The 17,026-nt window shown below is 55.4% G+C and carries 15 protein-coding genes and 1 pseudogene; 12 read left to right on the forward strand and 4 right to left on the reverse strand.

Annotated features, from left to right (window positions below):
• The first annotated feature begins 51 nt into the window (after positions 1 to 51).
• From rplM to M529_RS48180, 3 genes are all read left to right on the forward strand, one after another.
• Complete coding sequence (rplM, locus tag M529_RS29735) at positions 52 to 531, forward strand: 50S ribosomal protein L13 (protein WP_021316896.1); 480 nt, start codon at positions 52 to 54, stop codon at positions 529 to 531.
• Positions 531 to 1,076 carry a 30S ribosomal protein S9 gene (gene rpsI, locus M529_RS29740; protein WP_021316897.1) on the forward strand — a complete coding sequence of 182 codons (546 nt, stop codon included), beginning with the start codon at positions 531 to 533 and terminating at the stop codon, positions 1,074 to 1,076. Before rplM ends, rpsI begins: the two co-directional genes overlap by 1 nt.
• A 221-nt stretch (positions 1,077 to 1,297) precedes the next feature.
• On the forward strand, positions 1,298 to 2,602 hold the full coding sequence (locus M529_RS48180; protein ID WP_084490864.1) for a tyrosine-type recombinase/integrase: 1,305 nt from the start codon (positions 1,298 to 1,300) through the stop codon (positions 2,600 to 2,602).
• A gap of 142 nt (positions 2,603 to 2,744) precedes the next feature.
• On the opposite strand, the gene M529_RS29745 is transcribed toward M529_RS48180, so the two are convergent.
• A complete protein-coding gene (locus M529_RS29745) occupies positions 2,745 to 3,149 on the reverse strand; it encodes a hypothetical protein (protein WP_040600357.1) in 405 nt (134 codons plus the stop codon).
• 160 nt (positions 3,150 to 3,309) lie between these two features.
• On the opposite strand from M529_RS29745, the pseudogene M529_RS48185 reads away from it, so the two are divergent.
• The 5 genes and pseudogenes from M529_RS48185 to M529_RS29765 all read left to right on the forward strand — a co-directional run.
• Positions 3,310 to 6,558: pseudogene (locus M529_RS48185) on the forward strand (restriction endonuclease); the annotation flags it as partial.
• 131 nt (positions 6,559 to 6,689) lie between these two features.
• Positions 6,690 to 8,060: an IS1380 family transposase gene (locus M529_RS29755; protein WP_020817822.1), complete on the forward strand. Its 1,371-nt coding sequence runs from the start codon at positions 6,690 to 6,692 to the stop codon at positions 8,058 to 8,060.
• Between the two features lie 183 nt (positions 8,061 to 8,243).
• Positions 8,244 to 9,809 (forward strand): type ISP restriction/modification enzyme, encoded by a 1,566-nt coding sequence (locus M529_RS49030; protein WP_152522533.1) that lies wholly within the window; start codon positions 8,244 to 8,246, stop codon positions 9,807 to 9,809.
• Positions 9,810 to 9,844: 35 nt separating this feature from the next.
• Positions 9,845 to 10,036: an H-NS family nucleoid-associated regulatory protein gene (locus M529_RS29760; RefSeq protein ID WP_021316902.1), complete on the forward strand. Its 192-nt coding sequence runs from the start codon at positions 9,845 to 9,847 to the stop codon at positions 10,034 to 10,036.
• A gap of 185 nt (positions 10,037 to 10,221) precedes the next feature.
• A complete protein-coding gene (locus M529_RS29765) occupies positions 10,222 to 10,767 on the forward strand; it encodes a recombinase family protein (protein ID WP_021316903.1) in 546 nt (181 codons plus the stop codon).
• Here the strand turns inward: M529_RS29765 and M529_RS49035 are convergent.
• Complete coding sequence (locus M529_RS49035) at positions 10,694 to 11,671, reverse strand: hypothetical protein (protein WP_152522534.1); 978 nt, start codon at positions 11,669 to 11,671, stop codon at positions 10,694 to 10,696. The two genes, M529_RS29765 and M529_RS49035, sit on opposite strands and share 74 nt — an antisense overlap.
• A gap of 555 nt (positions 11,672 to 12,226) precedes the next feature.
• Here M529_RS49035 and M529_RS29775 point away from each other — a divergent pair.
• Positions 12,227 to 13,377, forward strand: a protein-coding gene (locus M529_RS29775; RefSeq protein ID WP_152522519.1) for an IS3 family transposase whose coding sequence is annotated in 2 segments (ribosomal slippage) — positions 12,227 to 12,479 and positions 12,479 to 13,377 — 1,152 coding nt in all. Because the reading frame shifts where the segments join, the coding sequence is not laid out codon by codon here.
• A 299-nt stretch (positions 13,378 to 13,676) separates the two neighbouring features.
• Here the strand turns inward: M529_RS29775 and M529_RS48190 are convergent.
• On the reverse strand, positions 13,677 to 13,898 hold the full coding sequence (locus M529_RS48190; protein ID WP_084490870.1) for a hypothetical protein: 222 nt from the start codon (positions 13,896 to 13,898) through the stop codon (positions 13,677 to 13,679).
• Between the two features lie 71 nt (positions 13,899 to 13,969).
• On the opposite strand from M529_RS48190, the gene M529_RS49040 reads away from it, so the two are divergent.
• The 3 genes from M529_RS49040 to M529_RS29785 all read left to right on the forward strand — a co-directional run bounded on the left by M529_RS49040 (position 13,970) and on the right by M529_RS29785 (position 16,279).
• Positions 13,970 to 14,848 carry an AbiTii domain-containing protein gene (locus tag M529_RS49040; protein ID WP_152522535.1) on the forward strand — a complete coding sequence of 293 codons (879 nt, stop codon included), beginning with the start codon at positions 13,970 to 13,972 and terminating at the stop codon, positions 14,846 to 14,848.
• 253 nt (positions 14,849 to 15,101) lie between these two features.
• Positions 15,102 to 15,890 carry a hypothetical protein gene (locus M529_RS49045; protein ID WP_152522536.1) on the forward strand — a complete coding sequence of 263 codons (789 nt, stop codon included), beginning with the start codon at positions 15,102 to 15,104 and terminating at the stop codon, positions 15,888 to 15,890.
• 206 nt (positions 15,891 to 16,096) lie between these two features.
• Positions 16,097 to 16,279, forward strand: a complete 183-nt coding sequence (locus M529_RS29785) for a CsbD family protein (protein WP_021316908.1) — start codon at positions 16,097 to 16,099, stop codon at positions 16,277 to 16,279.
• 164 nt (positions 16,280 to 16,443) lie between these two features.
• On the opposite strand, the gene M529_RS29790 is transcribed toward M529_RS29785, so the two are convergent.
• The coding region (locus tag M529_RS29790) for an alanine:cation symporter family protein (protein WP_021316909.1) at positions 16,444 to 17,026 on the reverse strand (583 nt) is incomplete at its 5' end.

The raw sequence follows: 17,026 nt of genomic DNA on the forward strand, positions 1-17,026 counted from the left end.
CCGGCGTCCCGCGTGGGCGCCGGTTCGGTTTTTGAACGGAGCACAGGCACCATGAAGGCGCTGATGAAGACGACCAAGCCGGCCACCCCGGCGACGGTCGAGAAGAAATGGCTGCTGATCGACGCGGAAGGGCTGGTCGTCGGCCGCCTCGCATCGACCGTGGCGAATATCCTGCGCGGCAAGCACAAGACGAGCTTCACCCCGCACGTCGATTGCGGTGACAATGTCATCATCATCAACGCCGCGAAGGTCAAGTTCACCGGCAAGAAGCTGGGCGACAAGGTCTATTACAAGCACACCGGCTATGCCGGCGGCATCAAGGAAGTGACCGCCCAGAAGGTTCTGGAAGGCCGCTTCCCCGAGCGCGTGCTGGAAAAGGCCGTCGAGCGCATGATCCCCCGTGGCCCGCTGGGCCGCCAGCAGATGCGCAACCTGCGCATCTTCGCCGGCGCCGAGCATCCGCACGAAGCGCAGAACCCCGAAGTGCTCGACTTCGCGTCGCGCAACCGCAAGAACAAGGTGGGTGCCTAATGTCCGATAACCGCCAGTCCCTGTCCGACCTCGCGTCGCTGACCGCCAACGCGCCGGCCCCGGCCGCTGCTGCGCCGGTCGAAGCGACCGCCGACGCTCCCGTCGCCGCTGCCCCGGTCCAGCCCTCCGCGCCGCTGCGCGCGCAGGAGATCGACAGCCTGGGCCGCGCCTATGCCACCGGCCGCCGCAAGGACGCCGTCGCCCGCGTGTGGGTGAAGCCCGGCACCGGCAAGATCACGGTCAACGGCCGCGACCAGGAAGTCTATTTCGCCCGTCCGACGCTGCGCCTGGTGATCAACCAGCCCTTCGGCGTCACCGAGCGCGAAGGCCAGTATGACGTGATCGCCACCGTCAAGGGCGGCGGCCTGTCCGGCCAAGCCGGCGCGGTCAAGCACGGCATCGCCCAGGCGCTGTCGAAGTACGAGCCGGCGCTGCGCAGCGCGGTCAAGGCCGAAGGCTTCCTGACCCGCGACCCCCGCGTCGTCGAGCGCAAGAAGTACGGCCGCGCCAAGGCCCGCCGCAGCTTCCAGTTCTCGAAGCGCTAAGCTGGAATCTACGCTTAAACGCTTGGAAATTAAGGAAAAAGGGGTCGGGAACGGCCCCTTTTTTCGTTTACACGTTCTTACACGTGGCCCGCAGGACAGCTTTGCCACGGGTTAGCGCATAACACGTTCTTTGCACGTGTAATTACACGTGTTCTGGTTTTGATCGCAGAAATGAGCAAGCAGCTTACGGATTAGTCATCTTTACACGTGAGGATGGCCCAATGACGCAAGCGCAAAAATCACAGCATCAACTGGACACAATCAAGCTGCTTGGCGGCGCTATCGTGCTTTACAAGCGCGGCGATCTCAAACGCAAATCATCGTGGCAATGTCGCTTGGAACTTGGCGACGGCCAACGCACGCGACAAAGCCTAAAAACGGACAATCAGGCTGTTGCAGAACGCGCTGCAATGGAACTCTATACGAAGCTTAAAGGGCGCGTAGTTGCTGATCTTCCCATCAATTCCATTTCGTTCAACGATTTTTGGGACAAACAATGGCTGCCGTATGTTGAAAAAAACATATCATCGCATCGCTACAAGCTGCATTTTGGCACGGGCGAACGCTACATAAAGCCCTACTTTGCAAACTGTCCGCTGGATGCAATCACGGTCAACAAAGCGGAAAGCTACGTAGATTGGCGGCGCGATAGAGGCAAAACGCGACCTTCCAAAAAGACGCTTACGATTGAACTGGGCTTAATCAGACAGGCACTTGATCGTGCGGCGCGCTGGAGCTTGATAAAACCAATCCCAAAAATCAAAATGCACGCGCTTGCGACAGACCCAAACAGAGAGCGGCGTTATGGCTTCACGGCAGATGAATGGCAGAAGCTAACGCAGCATATGGAGGGCTGGTGTCGCGAAGGGAAGCACAATCTGCACAAGCGGCAACGTCAAATCGTAAGATGCCTGATCTGGTTTTACAGGCTGACGGGTATGCGGCCTAATGAAGTGGCGCAGTGCAAGTGGGAACACATTAGCTGGACAGAGGAAGGTCTGGCAAAAATTCAAGTCCAAAAAGAAACTAAGACTGGCGAGCGAATTTGCATAAGCTTGCGAGGATTGGCAACGATTTTGGAGGAACTGAAATCGTTAAGGGCTGTAGAAAGCGATACGGACGAAGGCAGGCAATGGCTGTTTAAGCGCGGCTGGGATGCATCACATACAATACGAAATCTGCTTAAAGAATGCGGTTTGTTGAAAGGGCCTGATGGAAATAATCGCACGGCATATAGCTTGCGACATACACACATCACAGATCGTTTGGTGAACGGTGTTTCGCACGCGGATATTGCACGGAACTGCGGAACGTCGATCATACAAATTCAACGGCACTACGATCACGTTATTCCAGAGGAACGCATCGTAGAACTGACGAAGCATCGCGGATTGAGCGCAGATGAGGAAATTACAACGGCACATTGGCTTGGTCAGTTGGAAAAGCTGCTGAGCGACGAGGATTTAAAGGCATACAAAGCGCTAATTGCGAAAGCGGATGCACAAAAGAGGCGGGATGCTGCCTGAAATGCGCTGTCTTGCGTTCTGAGCGCTGGTAGCACGCTTTGGGGTAGTCAGGCAGCACAGCAACGTTTCTGGCGCTGTCTGACGCTCAAAAAAAATACCTGCCATTCAGGCAGGCATTTTTCGTGCAATGCGGCTTGCACTGTCACTGCTTGGCAGCAGCTTTTGCTTTGCGCGAAGCGGCCATAGCTTGACCACGCCTTTTTGCGTTCGCGACGAGTTCAGCAATCTGCGTGTCGAACTCTCCATTCAACACGGCTTCCTTGATCGCTGCATACACGCCGTCAAACTTGTCAGCAGCGACGACAAACTGCGTGTCGCTGTCAACGAGCGTGAGGGCGCGATTGCCATAGCGAACGCAGAAGCGAACTTCGCTTCCTTTCTGAACGATGGCAGGGCGCTTCTTGGCGTTCTCGCCATTCTTGAAAGCGGCAAGCGCAACGTCCATTCCATTTGCGATGCGTTCAGCGGGCTTCATCTGCACAGCGGCGGACTTGAATTCCACACTCTGAGCAGCAGGCTTGATAGCGGTCTTCCAATTTAAGGCCACGGCATTTTCCTTTCGATTTCTTAGCACTGCACGGCGACCTAAATTCGTCGTTCAGTCTGTCGATTAGAAAAGGCAGAGGCGCGCGCTGAAGGCAAAACGAACTGGCAGACGGCAATTTTTCGAGCTACGTCACTAGGCGAACGAATGGGGAAATTGCATAATGTCAGCGCTTGATCGTCTGTTGGCTTCGTATCGCGATGCGGCAGTCACAGAACGAGAAAAGGGTACGTATTTTGAACGACTGGCAGTAGCGTATCTACGCAATGACCCTGTTCAAACCCAGCAGTTTAGCGAAGTCTGGCATTATGCTGATTGGGCGAAGGCGCACGGCGCAGACGGGCGCGACACTGGCATTGATCTGGTGGCGAAGCTGCGCGACGAGGACGGCTTTGCTGCTATCCAGTGCAAATTCTATTCGCCCAAACACACAATACAGAAGAAGGACATAGACAGCTTTTTGTCTGCGTCTGCGAAGCCGCCATTTTTGCGGCGGGTGTTCATTGACACAACAGAGGTCAATTGGAGCGGCAACGCAGAGGACACGATACGCGATCAGCACATTCCAGTGGTGCGCGTGGGTTTGGACGCACTACGCGAAAGCGCGATTGACTGGAGCGCGTTTGAGGCAACGGCACAGGTCAAATTGCAGGCCAAGAAGGCGCTGCTGGAGCATCAAAAGCAAGCGCTGGAAGCGGTAGAGCGCGGATTTGCGGAATATGATCGCGGCAAGCTGCTGATGGCTTGCGGCACGGGCAAAACGTTCACGGCGCTTAAGATTGCAGAGCATTACGCTGGCAAGGGCAAGCGCGTGCTCTTTGTCGTTCCTTCATTGGCTTTGATTGCACAGACGGTAAGGGAGTGGACGAAGGACACGGGCACAGAATTGCGGTCGTTTGCGGTGTGCAGCGACGCACAGGTGGGCAAGCGGCGCAAGGACGCTGATGACGTAGCAGAGATTGAGGTGCACGAGCTGGAATTTCCAGCGACAACGCAACCAGCGAAGCTGGCACAGAAGGCGGGCAGCGTAGATGCTGAGCGGCTGACAGTCGTGTTCAGCACATATCAGAGCATCCCAGTGCTTACGGCGGCGCATCAGCACGGCTTGCCACAGTTCGATCTCATCATCTGCGACGAGGCGCACAGGACGACAGGCGCGACGATAGACGGCGAAGAGGCGAGCAACTTCGTCAAAATCCACGATAATCAATATGTTCAGGGCGCGAAGCGTCTGTATATGACTGCTACGCCGCGCATTTTTGGCGAGGGTGCCAGGGCAAAAGCGGCAGATGCGGCCGTGTCGCTTTGCGATATGGACGACGAAGCGATTTACGGTCCCACGTTCTTTACGCGCGGCTTTAGCTGGGCAGTGGAGAACGGACTGCTGACGGATTACAAGGTCATCGTTCTGGCAATGGACGAGGCGATCGTCAGTAAGAGTGTGCAGAGCAGGCTTGCAGATGCTGGTAACGAACTACAGCTTGACGACGCGACGAAGATCGTGGGCTGCTACAAGGCGCTGTTGAAGCAGGGCGATGCAGACGGCTTTGGTGCAGACGCACAGGCGATGCGGCGTGCAATCGCGTTTTGTAAGGACATTCGTTCCAGCAAGCTGATCGCGCGCGAGTTTGGCGCGGTGGTGGACGAATTCAACGAGGCAAGCGCGAACGAGGCAGACAGGGACAATGCAGTGCGCTGCGATGTGCAGCACGTGGACGGCACGTTCAACGCGAAAACGCGCGGCGAACTGCTGAACTGGCTAAGCGATGATGTTGACGATCACCACTGCAAAATCCTGAGCAACGCACGTTGCTTGAGTGAAGGCGTTGATGTCCCTGCACTTGATGCCATTATGTTTCTGCATCCACGAAAGTCGCAGATTGACGTGGTGCAGAGCGTTGGGCGCGTGATGCGACGGGCAGCGGGCAAGAAGCTTGGCTACGTCATTCTTCCTGTGGTCATTCCAGCAGGCAAAGCGCCAGAAGAAGCGCTGAACGAGAACGAACGCTACAAGGTTGTATGGCAAATCCTGAACGCACTAAGGGCGCACGATGACCGTTTTGATGCGACGATCAACAAGCTTGAGTTGAGCAACGACGCGGGCGGCAGGATTGAGGTCATAGCGGTTGCGGAAAATCTGCCAGCGCAACGCACTGGCGAGAGCAACGGCATTGGCATTGGCCACGGTGGCGAAGGCGATGAACGCAAGCGTGATGCACAGACGCGGCCAGAGGAACAGCTAAACTTTATCCTTGATGAGTTTCCAGCGGCTATACGCGCAAAGATCGTGCAGAAGTGCGGGTCGCGCACGTATTGGGAAACGTGGGCCAAGGACATTGGCGACATTGCGAAGGCGCACATTGCGCGCATCAAGGCAGCGTTGGAAACAGGTGACAAGGAACGCGCTGTCTTTGAGGAATTCCTGGCTGAAATCCGTGACGATCTAAACGGCAGCGTTACGAGGGATGAGGCGATTGAGATGCTGGCGCAGCATCTTGTCACGAAACCTGTTTTTGATGCGCTGTTTGAAGGCTACGATTTCGCAGCGCATAATCCAGTTTCACAGGCAATGCAGAACGTGCTTGCTGTACTGGAACCCCAAAATATCCAAAAAGAAGCAGCTTCGCTTGAAAGCTTCTACGATAGCGTGAAGCGGCGAGCGAGCGGCATTGATAACGCAGAAGGCAAGCAGAAGATTATCGTGGAACTCTACGATAAATTCTTCAAAACCGCTTTCCCCAAACTCACGGAAAAGTTGGGCATCGTTTACACACCTGTTGAGGTCGTGGATTTCATCATTCATTCCGTGAACGACATTCTGCAACAGGAGTTTGGGCAGACGCTGGGCAGCGAAGACGTCCATATTCTCGATCCATTTACGGGGACAGGCACGTTCATCACGCGCTTGCTGCAAAGCGGCCTGATTTCAGCGGACGAGCTTGAGCGAAAATACAGGCAGGAGATACACGCTAACGAAATCGTGCTGCTGGCCTACTACATTGCGGCGATCAACATTGAAGCGGTCTATCACACGCTTTCTGGTAATCCATACGAACCGTTTGAAGGCATCTGCCTGACGGACACGTTCAAGATGTATGAGAGCGAGGATATGGTCGCGGCGCTGATGCAGGACAACAGCGCACGACGCACGCGGCAGAAGGCGTTGGACATTCGCGTGGTGCTTGGCAATCCACCGTATAATGTGAGCGACACGGGCGCTGACTATCCGCATTTGAACAAGCGCATTGCGGATACATATGCAAGGCATACGACAGCGACGAACAAGAACTCGCTATACGACAGCTATGTTCAGGCTATGCGCTGGGCGAGCGACAGGATTGGCGATAGCGGCGTCATTGGCTTTGTGACGAACGGCGGTTGGCTGGACGGCAATGCGATGAACGGGCTGCGTAAATGTCTGCGTGACGAGTTTAGCCCGGCTTATTCATCGGGCTCAGTCAGCAGGGTTGGCGGGAGTGGTGTAAGCGATTGCTTTGATGTAGGAAAATGGGTGTCTAGACCAGTCCTGCAGCGAGGCAATTTATGCCACGGGCCACACCCGCCGGGAGCGATGATAGCGCGCCGGGATTTTCGTTTCCAGCGATCGGGCGCAAGAAGATCACAGCCGCGTTCGACGGAGGTCGGCTCACCTCGGATGGCGGTGTTCTGCTGCTGGCACAGGCCGAGCGCGCGATGGGGCTTTGCCGGCGGCTTGCGGCTTGCATTGCCGATCCGCGGGACCCTGTGCGGGTGATCCATCGCCTTGATGACATCCTGCGTGCCCGGGTGTTCGCGATCGCCTGCGGCTATGAAGACGCCGATGATCTCGACGCTCTGCGCGACGATCCGGGCTTCCGTCTGGCGCTGGGCAAGCTGCCGGGATCGGGCGCGGGGCTGGCCAGCCAACCGACGATGAGCCGGTGGGAAAATGCGCCGACCACACGCGAACTGGCCAGGATGATGGCCGCGATGATCGACATCTACTGCACCAGCTACCCCGCCGCGCCGGCGGCGGTGACGCTGGATATCGATGACACCTGTGACGTTGTTCATGGCTATCAGCAGCTCTCCTTCTGGAACGGGCATCATGGCGAGCGCTGCTTCCTGCCGATCCATGTCTACGACACTGCCACCGGCCGACCGGTGGCGATGCTGCTGCGCACCGGCAAGACACCGTCGGGCGCCGAAGCTGCCGGCCACATCCGGCGCCTGGTGCGCCATCTGCGCCGGCACTGGCCCGAAACGCACATCACCATCCGCGGCGACGGGCACTATGGCCGGCCCGAGGTCATGGCCTTCTGCGAGGCGGCCGGCGTCGACTACGTGTTCGGCCTGCCGACCAACGCCGCGCTGCGTGCTGATCCCGAAATCGTCGCTGCCGCCGATGCCTGCGCGGTTAAGCGGGCTCAGCGCCAATATCCGGTCCTGCGCAACTATGCCGAGACCCGCTACGGCGCGAAGAGCTGGAAGTGCCAGCGCCGCGTCGTCGCCCGGATCGAGGCCAGCACGCTGGGCATGGACATCCGCTATGTCGTCACCTCGCTGGCCGAAGGTTCGGCTGAGCATATCTACGACACCCTCTACTGCGCGCGCGGCAACGCCGAGAACCTGATCAAGCGCCACAAGACCCAGCTTGCCAGCGATCGTACCTCGTGCCGCTCAGCCAATGCCAACCAGATGCGCCTCATCCTGCACACCGCCGCCTACTGGCTCGTGTGGCGCATCCAGCAGGAAATCCCGAAGGCTGCCGCGCTCGCCACCGCCGAGTTCGCAACGCTGCGCCTGCGGTTGCTCAAGGTCGCCGCCCGCGTCATCGAAACCGCTACGCGCATCCGCGTCGCCTTCGCGTCAGCCTGTCCCGATGCCAGCCTGTTCAGAACCATTGCCACCGGCCTCCGGCCGGCACCCACATAACCAGCGCGGCAGTGCCGCCCAAAGCCCGAGCCCTCGTCCTTCAACCTCGAAAAGCCCATCGATCCTGACGCGGTGAAAAAAACCGCCGGAGGAGCTTGCTCTGATCACCCGACGACCGACAAACCATGCTCGCACGAACCCGGAGCGGAGGCCTCATGAATAGTGCGGGTTAGCAGCATCTACGTGTTCAATCTGCGTGGTAATCAGCGCACGAGTGGCGAGCTTTCCAAACGCGAAGGCGGAAAGATTTTTGGACAAGGCAGCAGGGCACCAGTTGCGATCTCGTTCCTTGTCAAAAATCCAAACGCAGCAGATACAGGGCAGATTTTTTATCACGACATTGGCGACTATCTGACGCGAGAGCAGAAGCTGGAAAAAGTGGCTGCGTTTGGTTCCGTGGTTGGATTGCGTGATGCAGGCAAGTGGGCAGAGATCGTGCCTGACGAGCACAACGATTGGATCACACAACGCGATGCAAACTTTGATCGTTATGTTCAGCTTGGAAACAAGGACGACAAAACGGCGATAACCGTCTTTGAGACATATTCGCGTGGCATAGAAACTGGTCGCGATGCTTGGGTGATAAACTCATCCAAGCAAAAAGTTGTCGAAAATTGTTATTCGACAATTGCGGTGTATAACGACGAAAAAAGGCGTCTGCAGGAAATATTTAATCAAGGGAAGTTTGATCACAGATCAGCGCGGCCGCATCTTCTAAATGACGAAACGCAAATTAGCTGGACGCGCAGCTTGATAAATGACTTGCTTAAATCCAAAGACGTAAGCTTGCATCGTGAACACGTGGTGCAGTGCGTGGCGAAACCGTTTACGATGCAATGGCTGTATTTTGATAAGCATCTGAACCACGAACGCGGCCAGTTGCCAAGGATGTTCCCAGGCGGTGAGACCAAAAATCTCGCGATATGGGTCACAGGCGTTGGGGCAACGGTTCCGTTTGCTTGCTACATCAGCGGGCACGTCCCATCACGCGAAGGCCCCAGCAGCACGCAATGTTTTCCGCTGCGGATTTACGATGCACGAGAAGACGACGAGGATCAGGACGAGCTATTTTCCGCTGGTGCATCTGCAAATGCGACCGTTGCGCGAGACGGAATAACGGATGCAGGCTTGCAGCACTTTCAAACTGCTTATCCCAACGCAAAAATATCGAAGGAAGACATCTTCTATTATGTCTATGGCTTGTTGCACAGCGAGGAATATCGTGAGCGCTTTGCGGACAATCTGAGCAAGCAGCTACCACGCATTCCTACGGTCAAGCAGGAAGCGGATTTCTGGACGTTTGTAGAGGCGGGACGCAAGCTGGGCGATCTGCACGTGAACTACGAAACCGTTGAACCTTATGCAGTGACATACAAGGAAGGTGATCTGCGGCTTGCTAATGTTGCTGACCCAATAGCTTTTTATCGGGTTGAGCAGATGAAGTTTGCGGGCAAGCGGCCAAATCTGGACAAAACGACAGTCATCTACAATCCCAACATCACGATGACGAACATTCCGTTGGAAGCTTACGAATACGTGGTGAACGGCAAGAGCGCGCTGGATTGGGTGATGGAACGGCAGTGCGTGAAAACGGACAAGGCGAGCGGCATTGTGAACGACGCGAACGATTATGCGAACGAGACGATGCACAATCCAGCTTATCCATTGGAATTGTTCCAGCGGGTCATCACGGTAAGCTTGGAAACGATGAAGATCGTGCGTTCGCTGCCAAAGCTTGAAATTGACTGACGGACTTACGGGCGCAAACAGGAAAGGAAATCGTAGTGGCTACACTGGCAGAACTGCTGAAGCAGAAGGACGAACTTGAAAAGAAGATTGAAGCGGCGCGCAATGTGGAACGCGAAGGCGTGATTTTGCAGATCGTGGAAACGTGCAAGGCACACGGCATCAAGTTTTCTGATCTCAAACCATATATGACGAAACCACGTGCGAAGCGTGGTGCTAAGACAGCCTGAAATCGTGATGGTGCGTGATGGCAACGGATGATGGACGCACGGCTAAGCTAGGGCGCAACAGTCGTAACTGGGTAAACGCTAATGTGACGGCGAAAAACCGCGCAGCGAATGTCACATTTAGGTCGATTTCCAACTTTTGCGACAGCAGACAGTTTGGGTCTTAGAGGCTAATGTGACGAGGAAATATGCTTGTAGGGTATGCACGTGTTAGCACAACTGGGCAGAGCTTGGATGTGCAGCTAGGCGAGCTTGCAGCGCACGGCTGCGAACGCATCTTTGAGGACAAGGCGACGGGCACGAATTGCGAACGCGCTGGACTGATTGAGATGATGGGCTTCGTGCGTGAAGGTGATACCATTATCGTTAGCAGGCTTGATCGTTTTGCACGGTCGCTGAGCGATCTATTCCAGTTACTAGACCAGCTAGCGAACAAAGGTGTTGCGTTTCAATGCGTGCATCAGAACATTGACACGAGCAGCAGCACGGGAAAGCTGACGCTGGCGATCTTGGGTGCTGTAGCAGAGTTTGAAAACGATTTGCGGCGCGAGCGACAGCGCGAAGGCATTGCGAGAGCAAAGTCCAATGGCGTTTATAAGGGACGCAAGGCGACAGTGAGCGTGGAGCGCGTGCAAGAGCTGCTGGCGAACGGTATGGGCATCAGTGAGATTGCGCGACAGCTTGGTTGCCACCGTCAGACTGTATATCGTTTGAAGGTATCATCGCACTGCTAACGGCAAGCAGCTCGTTAAACGCAGAACCAAGCGTTGCCTTGATGTTTGGCTGGTTGCCTTTGGGCTTTTGCTCTTGATGGTCAAATGGGCGTGGATCAAGATCAGCGGAAACGAGCATAGCGAGATACAGGCTATCGTCAGGCTTCTGATGCACGGTGAGCACGATTACACCACCAAGAGTTGGCGCTTTTAATCCCTTGGGATCGCTTTCGTGGTGCAGCAGGCCATAGCGTAGCGACATACCTTGCGGCTTGAGCTGTTTCCTGATGCTTTCCACGTTTGCGAGGAGAGCGGCACTGTTGGTTTGGTCTGTTGCTCTGTCCAATTTTGCTTTCGCGGCGAACCAGTCACTTTCAAACACGACGCGCTCTTTTTCGCTGCTATCGCCATAATCCAAATTTCCGCTAAGCGCTGATCCTTTTTTCCAAAGACTGAGCGTGATAGTGCCTCGACGAGATAATGCTTGGGGCACGATGGTCTGCACGACTGGCGATTGAACGTGGCCAGGTTGAACTGCTGGCGCTGGCGCTGGCGCAGTAGTTGCGATTGCAAGGCCAGCGCGGTTTGCAGCTTCAATGGCGACGGCTTCAAGCGTGCCATAGTGCGAAACCAGCGCGACCCAGTTTGCATCTACAGCACTTGGTTTGATCTTGCTGCGCCAATATTCCAAAGCATTGCGTGTTAGCACGATTGGAGGCTGGTGGACGGGCAACGTCATTTGCAGATGCATATTGATGTTGGTGATAAAGTGGATTTGCTGCTTAGGCGTCAGCGAGCGTTTTGAAACGAGAATGTCGAAGAATTGCTGCATAACGTTTGCGGTCATCTTACCGCGCTTTGTCTGCTGATTCTGTTGCTGAATGACCTTGCTTGCAAGTGAAAGCCACGGTGTTGCTTTTGCCATATGATGTATCCTGTTTTTTGTTCTTTTTATCGTTTTCCGCTGGTTGCTGTCAGCGCGCTTGCTCAATTGCGTTGCTGGGGATCAATGTGACGGGGCAACATAGAAACCGTGGTCAGCAACGATGGGTTGAACAAAACCCCGTCACGATTTATTTAGTCGCCATCGATTTGAATTCTTTGTGGTGCGTGCCAGCTTGACCTTTGGATGCTATGATCGCGAAGCTTGCACGTGAGGCATCCACAACGGGTTAACAAACAAGCAGAAAACCAGCAGAAAACCCGGTTTTTACCCGCAAGGAACCCGTTTTTTACCAGCAGCGAACCAGTCAGTCACACGTAGAATTGCGCTAGAAGCGTCGGAAATGCGTGGTTTTCGAAGCCTATAATATAGGATAATATAGGATAAAATAGATAATAATATTCGCGCGATAGCGCTCCATTTGTTCCTATTTGATTTTTAATTAGCAAGCTGCGCTTGCGCGAATTGCGGCAATTGACGTGAGCCCCTGAAATGTGACCGATTTTAGGTAGAGTCCGACGAAAGGAGTCGGACGGAATGAAGCGCAGCAGGTTCAGCGAAGAGCAGATCATCGCGATCTTGAAGGAGCAGGAGGCTGGCATGGCGACGGCAGATGTGTGCCGGCGTCACGGGATCAGCTCTGCGACGTTCTACAAATGGAAGTCGAAATATGGCGGGCTAGAGGTGTCGGAGGCCCGGCGCCTGCGGACGCTGGAGGAGGAGAACTCCCGGCTGAAGAAGCTACTGGCCGAGGCGATGCTCGACAATGTCGTATTGAAGGATCTGGCGTCAAAAAAATGGTGACGCCCGGCGCGAAGCGGGAAGCGGTCGCCCATGCTCGTGAACATCACGGGCTGAGCGAGCGTCGGGCGTGCAGTCTGGTTGGCGTGAGCCGCAGGGTGATCCGGTATCAACCGACAAGGGTTGATGATGCGCCCTTGCGGGCGCGGTTGCGTGAGCTGGCGGCGGAACGCCGCCGGTTCGGCTACCGTCGCCTGGGCTATCTTCTGGCGCGAGAGGGTATGACGCCCAACCACAAGAAGCTGCGGCGCATCTACCGCGAGGAGAACCTGCGCGTGCGCCGTCGTGGTGGCCGTAAGCGGGCCTTGGGCACGCGAGCGCCGATGCTGTTGCCGGACGGGCCGAACCAGCGCTGGTCGCTGGACTTCGTCTCCGACACGCTGACGTGCAGCCGTCGCTTTCGCATCCTGTGCGTGGTCGATGATTACACGCGGGAATGCCTCGCGCTGGTGGCCGACACGTCGCTGTCGGGCGTGCGGGTCGCGCGGGAGCTGACGCGGCTGATCGGACTGCGCGGCAAGCCGCATACGGTGGTCAGCGACAACGGCACCGAACTGACCTCGTCGGCCATCCTGCGCTGGTCGCAAGAGCGTCGGGTCGAGTGGCATTACATCGCGCCGGGCAAGCCGATGCAGAACGGCTTCGTCGAGAGCTTCAACGGCCGGCTGCGCGACGAGTGCCTCAATGAGACGCTGTTCACCTCACTGGCGCATGCCCGCTTTGTGCTCGACGCTTGGCAGCACGACTACAACCACGTCAGGCCGCACTCGAAACTGGGCGGGAAGACCCCTGCTGAGATCGCCGGCCAACCTGTCTGGGGGCATGCCCCCAGACAGGTTGCCATCACCTCAACCAACCATCATGAAGGAGCGAGACTCTACCTCTGAATGGTAACAATCAGGGGCTCACGTCACAATGTGTGGATTAATTACCTATCTGAATTAAATTTATCATCACCTCTTGATGATGTTAAATTACTCGCATTAACGAGCTTCGCTTAAAACTTCGCTCGTTAATTTGCTCGCCACCTGGAACTCATTAGAGCATTAGCTTCGCTTGTATTAGCGGAGAGCGGGCGGTGGGGCGCTGCTGGTAACGAAATTTACTATGTAGATAATTTTCGAGCAAGGCGCGTGGTGGGGCGTGAGATCGCGACGGCACGTGGGGCTGTGGCAGGCAGATTGGGTTAGCTGGCCCGTGGAATTTGAAGGGCGGCGGTGTAGGTGGCTTTGCGCGTTCGCTCTTGCTTTTTGCGTTGCTTCTGGTGATCCTTGACGCTTTGCAGAGCTTGCTTGGCAGCATCTACTTGGCGCTTTTTGGCAGCGACGAGCGATTGTTCAGGTGTTAGCGGCTTGCGCGGCTTCTTGGGCTTGCGCGGCTTGTTCGTGTGGAATTCGTAAAATCGCATATGGTATTTAGTGAACTGCTTGTTTCATCTGACCAGACGACCATATTGCCTAGATCAACTGGGGGCAGCGAATGGCTGGACTGGTAGAAGATATTCAAGCGCAATCATTGGATAACGGCGTCAGCACGACTGATCTTCTGCGGAAGGTAAAGCTCGCTGCTGTAAAATTGCAACTTAGCGATGCGGTTGAATGGGTTGATGCGGAATTGAAGGGCTATCAGTCTCAGGATGCTGTTCCTGATTACAGGCGCACGCTGGGACAAGTCAAAGCACATAACCCTATTCGTGGGCCAATGGATGTTGGCGGCGATCCAGAAATGTTGCGAAAGATTGCGACACAGATCATAACTGAGCCAATTTCTCAGGTTGAGAAGCTTGCTGGGGATGGGACTGGCGAGGTTATTGGTAAGCTTCACGAAGAGCTTATTTTCAATATAAACAAATATAACGGTGGTCCTCATATGGACTATTATGTCCATATTTCAAGCACGGTTTTTTACAACATCTGCCAGCAAGTTCGTAACTTGGTTCTAGACTGGGCGATAGGCTTAGAGAAAGCAGGGATACTTGGGGAGGGAATAAGTTTTACAGTTGAAGAAAAGCGCAAGGCAGCAGAGAATGCTCAAAATATAAATATAGAGAACTTCACGGGGCATCTGCATAGCGGAAATATTACAGGACATCAAAACCGCACAGTGATAGGGTCCACTGATAATTCAGTAAATTCGCTTGAGCAGAGCACGGTTTTTGAGCAGTTGGAACAGGCAATTGCTGACAATGTGCGCGATGACGAGCATCGTCGTGATCTGGTTGACATCATCAAACAGATGCAAGCTACTCAAGGCACGGCAGAGTATAAGCCGTGGTTTCAAAAATTGGTTGGCTATGCGGCAGAATATGCGACTGTGTTAGGCCCATTTTTGCCTGCGTTGAGCCAATTTGTATCGTAGGGCTTGTGTCTTTACACGTTTCTTACACGTAAAATGATAGATCGTCTTAACCTTTTGAAAATACGTTAGAATCTGTAGGCCCAGTTTAGCGAAGCGCTGAGCCTTACCCGCTCAAACGGATATGGAGAGGGGCCGGTTTTCCGGCCCCTTTTCTTTGGGGATTATATACACGCGACTGGGAGGCGTTATGATCATCGCTGAGGAAGCGTCTCTGAACGTTGCGTGACTTCGGGATCGGTGAGGGAAGTGCATAGTGTTGGTCTGCTACCTAGATGACAGCGACACTGAACTGGGCCGTAACATGGCTCTCGCTGGTTTCTATGCGTACGTCGAGGGATGGCTTCGTTTCGAGAATGAAGTTGCGCCGATATTCAAGGCGTATGATGTCGATATTTTGCGCGGCAAGGACATCGTTGACGGGAGAGGAAGCTTTAAAAACTGGCGGTTAAGCCGCAAAGTTGAGTTTACCGACGCTGTTTTTTCAGTGCTCTCAAAGCATGTAATTGAAGGTGTTGCTTCGTGTGTGGAAAAAAAGTGGTTCAAGCGAGAGCGAGAGAGACGTCCGGAATTTAGAAATCTATCTCCGCTCGGGCTAGCACTGTCTTCCACTATTGGCGCAATTGCATTCAAAGCTCCAATACCAGTGCCAGAACCACTGAAGGACGGTATTCGCTTTTTTGTGGAATCGGGCCATCGCAACAATGGAAATCTTGCACGATTATTTGAAGTATTTGTAAAAGACTCCTCTCTGGTTCCGCCAAACAGTTCACTCACCATGATTGATAAGCAGAGCTGCAAGGCCATTCAGGTTGCAGATATGCTCGCGTTCTTCTCTCGCAAAGAGATAAATAGAAGCAATCCACGGGTTCTTCCGAGAAAAACGCTTTGGGATGAGCCAATTTTTAGAGCGATGCGACAAAATATTAGTTACAGATTCAATCATATTTGGGATAAGCCAGACAACTGGATAAAAGACCTAAATGACGCAAAGGATGAAGATATAGAGTCTTCTGTCATCACAATACTTCCAACGAGATTGTGAGGGTCACCAAGTGTTTTTGCGTTGGCCTCGATCGGTAGGATGGGTTTGCAATTTGTTACCGCGCGTCCGGCTTCGGCGTAAGCCAACCATCTCGCTCGCCGGGTGCTTGTGTTTTTAATAGGTTATCATTCCGCCCGCGTTCCAACGGCAACCTTCCGCTGCACCCATCCGTTGAACCTGCAACACCAACCAACAGGAGAAAGTCCATGGGTGAGATGACCGACAAGCTGAAGGCCGCAGGCAACAAGGCCGCCGGATCGATCAAGGAAGCGGTGGGTCGCGAGAATCGCGATCCGGCGCTGGAGGCCGAGGGCCAGGCCCAGAAGGGCAAGGGTACCGTGCAGGACGTCAAGGGCTCGATCAAGGGCGCCCTGGGCGACAAGATCTGACGAGGGTGCGGGCGCCCGTTTAGAGCCTGTTTCCCCTGGATGGGATCGTGCCCCGGCTCTTGCCGGGGAACGGCGAGGTTCAAAATCGGGTGAGACAGGTTTGGAAGGAAAGTCCTTCCGATGCGGGTGGGAAGTTGTTTCCCGCCCGTTTCCTTTGGGACGGATCAGGGGAGAGGGCTTCCCGCCTGCGCGGGGGCGGCGGTCTGGTCATCCTCGTTCGCCAGGTAGGACCGGACATCCCGGCGCAGTTCTCCGGCGCAGAGATAGAGCGCGATGACATTGGGGATCGCCATCAGGAAGAAGCTGCTGTCGACGATGTCGACCACCCGCCCGAGGTCGATGGCCGCTGCGGGCGGCAGGGCGACGACGTAGAGGATCTTGTAGGTCCACTGCGCGCGCGGCCCGTTGCCGAACAGATAGCCCCAGGCCTGGAGGCCGTAGAAGCCCCAGGCGACCAGCGTCGAATAAGCGAAGAGGAACACCACCACCGCGAGCAGCCAGGGGAAGGAGGGCGAGACCTTGGCGAAGGCGGCCGAGGTGATCGCGATCCCCTCCAGCCCCGTATTCCAGGTGCCCGCGACCACCAGCGCCAGCCCGCCGAGCGCGCAGACGATCATCGTGCCGAGCAGCGGCTCCAGCAGCGCGACCAGCCCTTCCGAGACGGGATGGCGCACGCGCGCGAGGCTGTGCGCCATCACGGCCGATCCGACCCCCGCCTCGCTGGCGAACACCGCGCGGCGCATGCCC

The sequence above is a fragment of the Sphingobium ummariense RL-3 genome (assembly GCF_000447205.1).
Classification (GTDB): Bacteria; Pseudomonadota; Alphaproteobacteria; order Sphingomonadales; family Sphingomonadaceae; genus Sphingobium; species Sphingobium ummariense.

Coding starts and splice junctions, on each gene's coding strand:
- rplM (WP_021316896.1), top strand. CDS start 52: ATGAAGGCGCTGATGAAGACGACCAAGCCGGCCACCCCGGCGACGGTC.
- rpsI (WP_021316897.1), top strand. CDS start 531: ATGTCCGATAACCGCCAGTCCCTGTCCGACCTCGCGTCGCTGACCGCC.
- M529_RS48180 (WP_084490864.1), top strand. CDS start 1,298: ATGACGCAAGCGCAAAAATCACAGCATCAACTGGACACAATCAAGCTG.
- M529_RS29755 (WP_020817822.1), top strand. CDS start 6,690: ATGCCACGGGCCACACCCGCCGGGAGCGATGATAGCGCGCCGGGATTT.
- M529_RS29765 (WP_021316903.1), top strand. CDS start 10,222: ATGCTTGTAGGGTATGCACGTGTTAGCACAACTGGGCAGAGCTTGGAT.
- M529_RS49035 (WP_152522534.1), bottom strand. CDS start 11,671: ATGGCAAAAGCAACACCGTGGCTTTCACTTGCAAGCAAGGTCATTCAG.
- M529_RS48190 (WP_084490870.1), bottom strand. CDS start 13,898: ATGCGATTTTACGAATTCCACACGAACAAGCCGCGCAAGCCCAAGAAG.
- M529_RS49040 (WP_152522535.1), top strand. CDS start 13,970: ATGGCTGGACTGGTAGAAGATATTCAAGCGCAATCATTGGATAACGGC.
- M529_RS29785 (WP_021316908.1), top strand. CDS start 16,097: ATGGGTGAGATGACCGACAAGCTGAAGGCCGCAGGCAACAAGGCCGCC.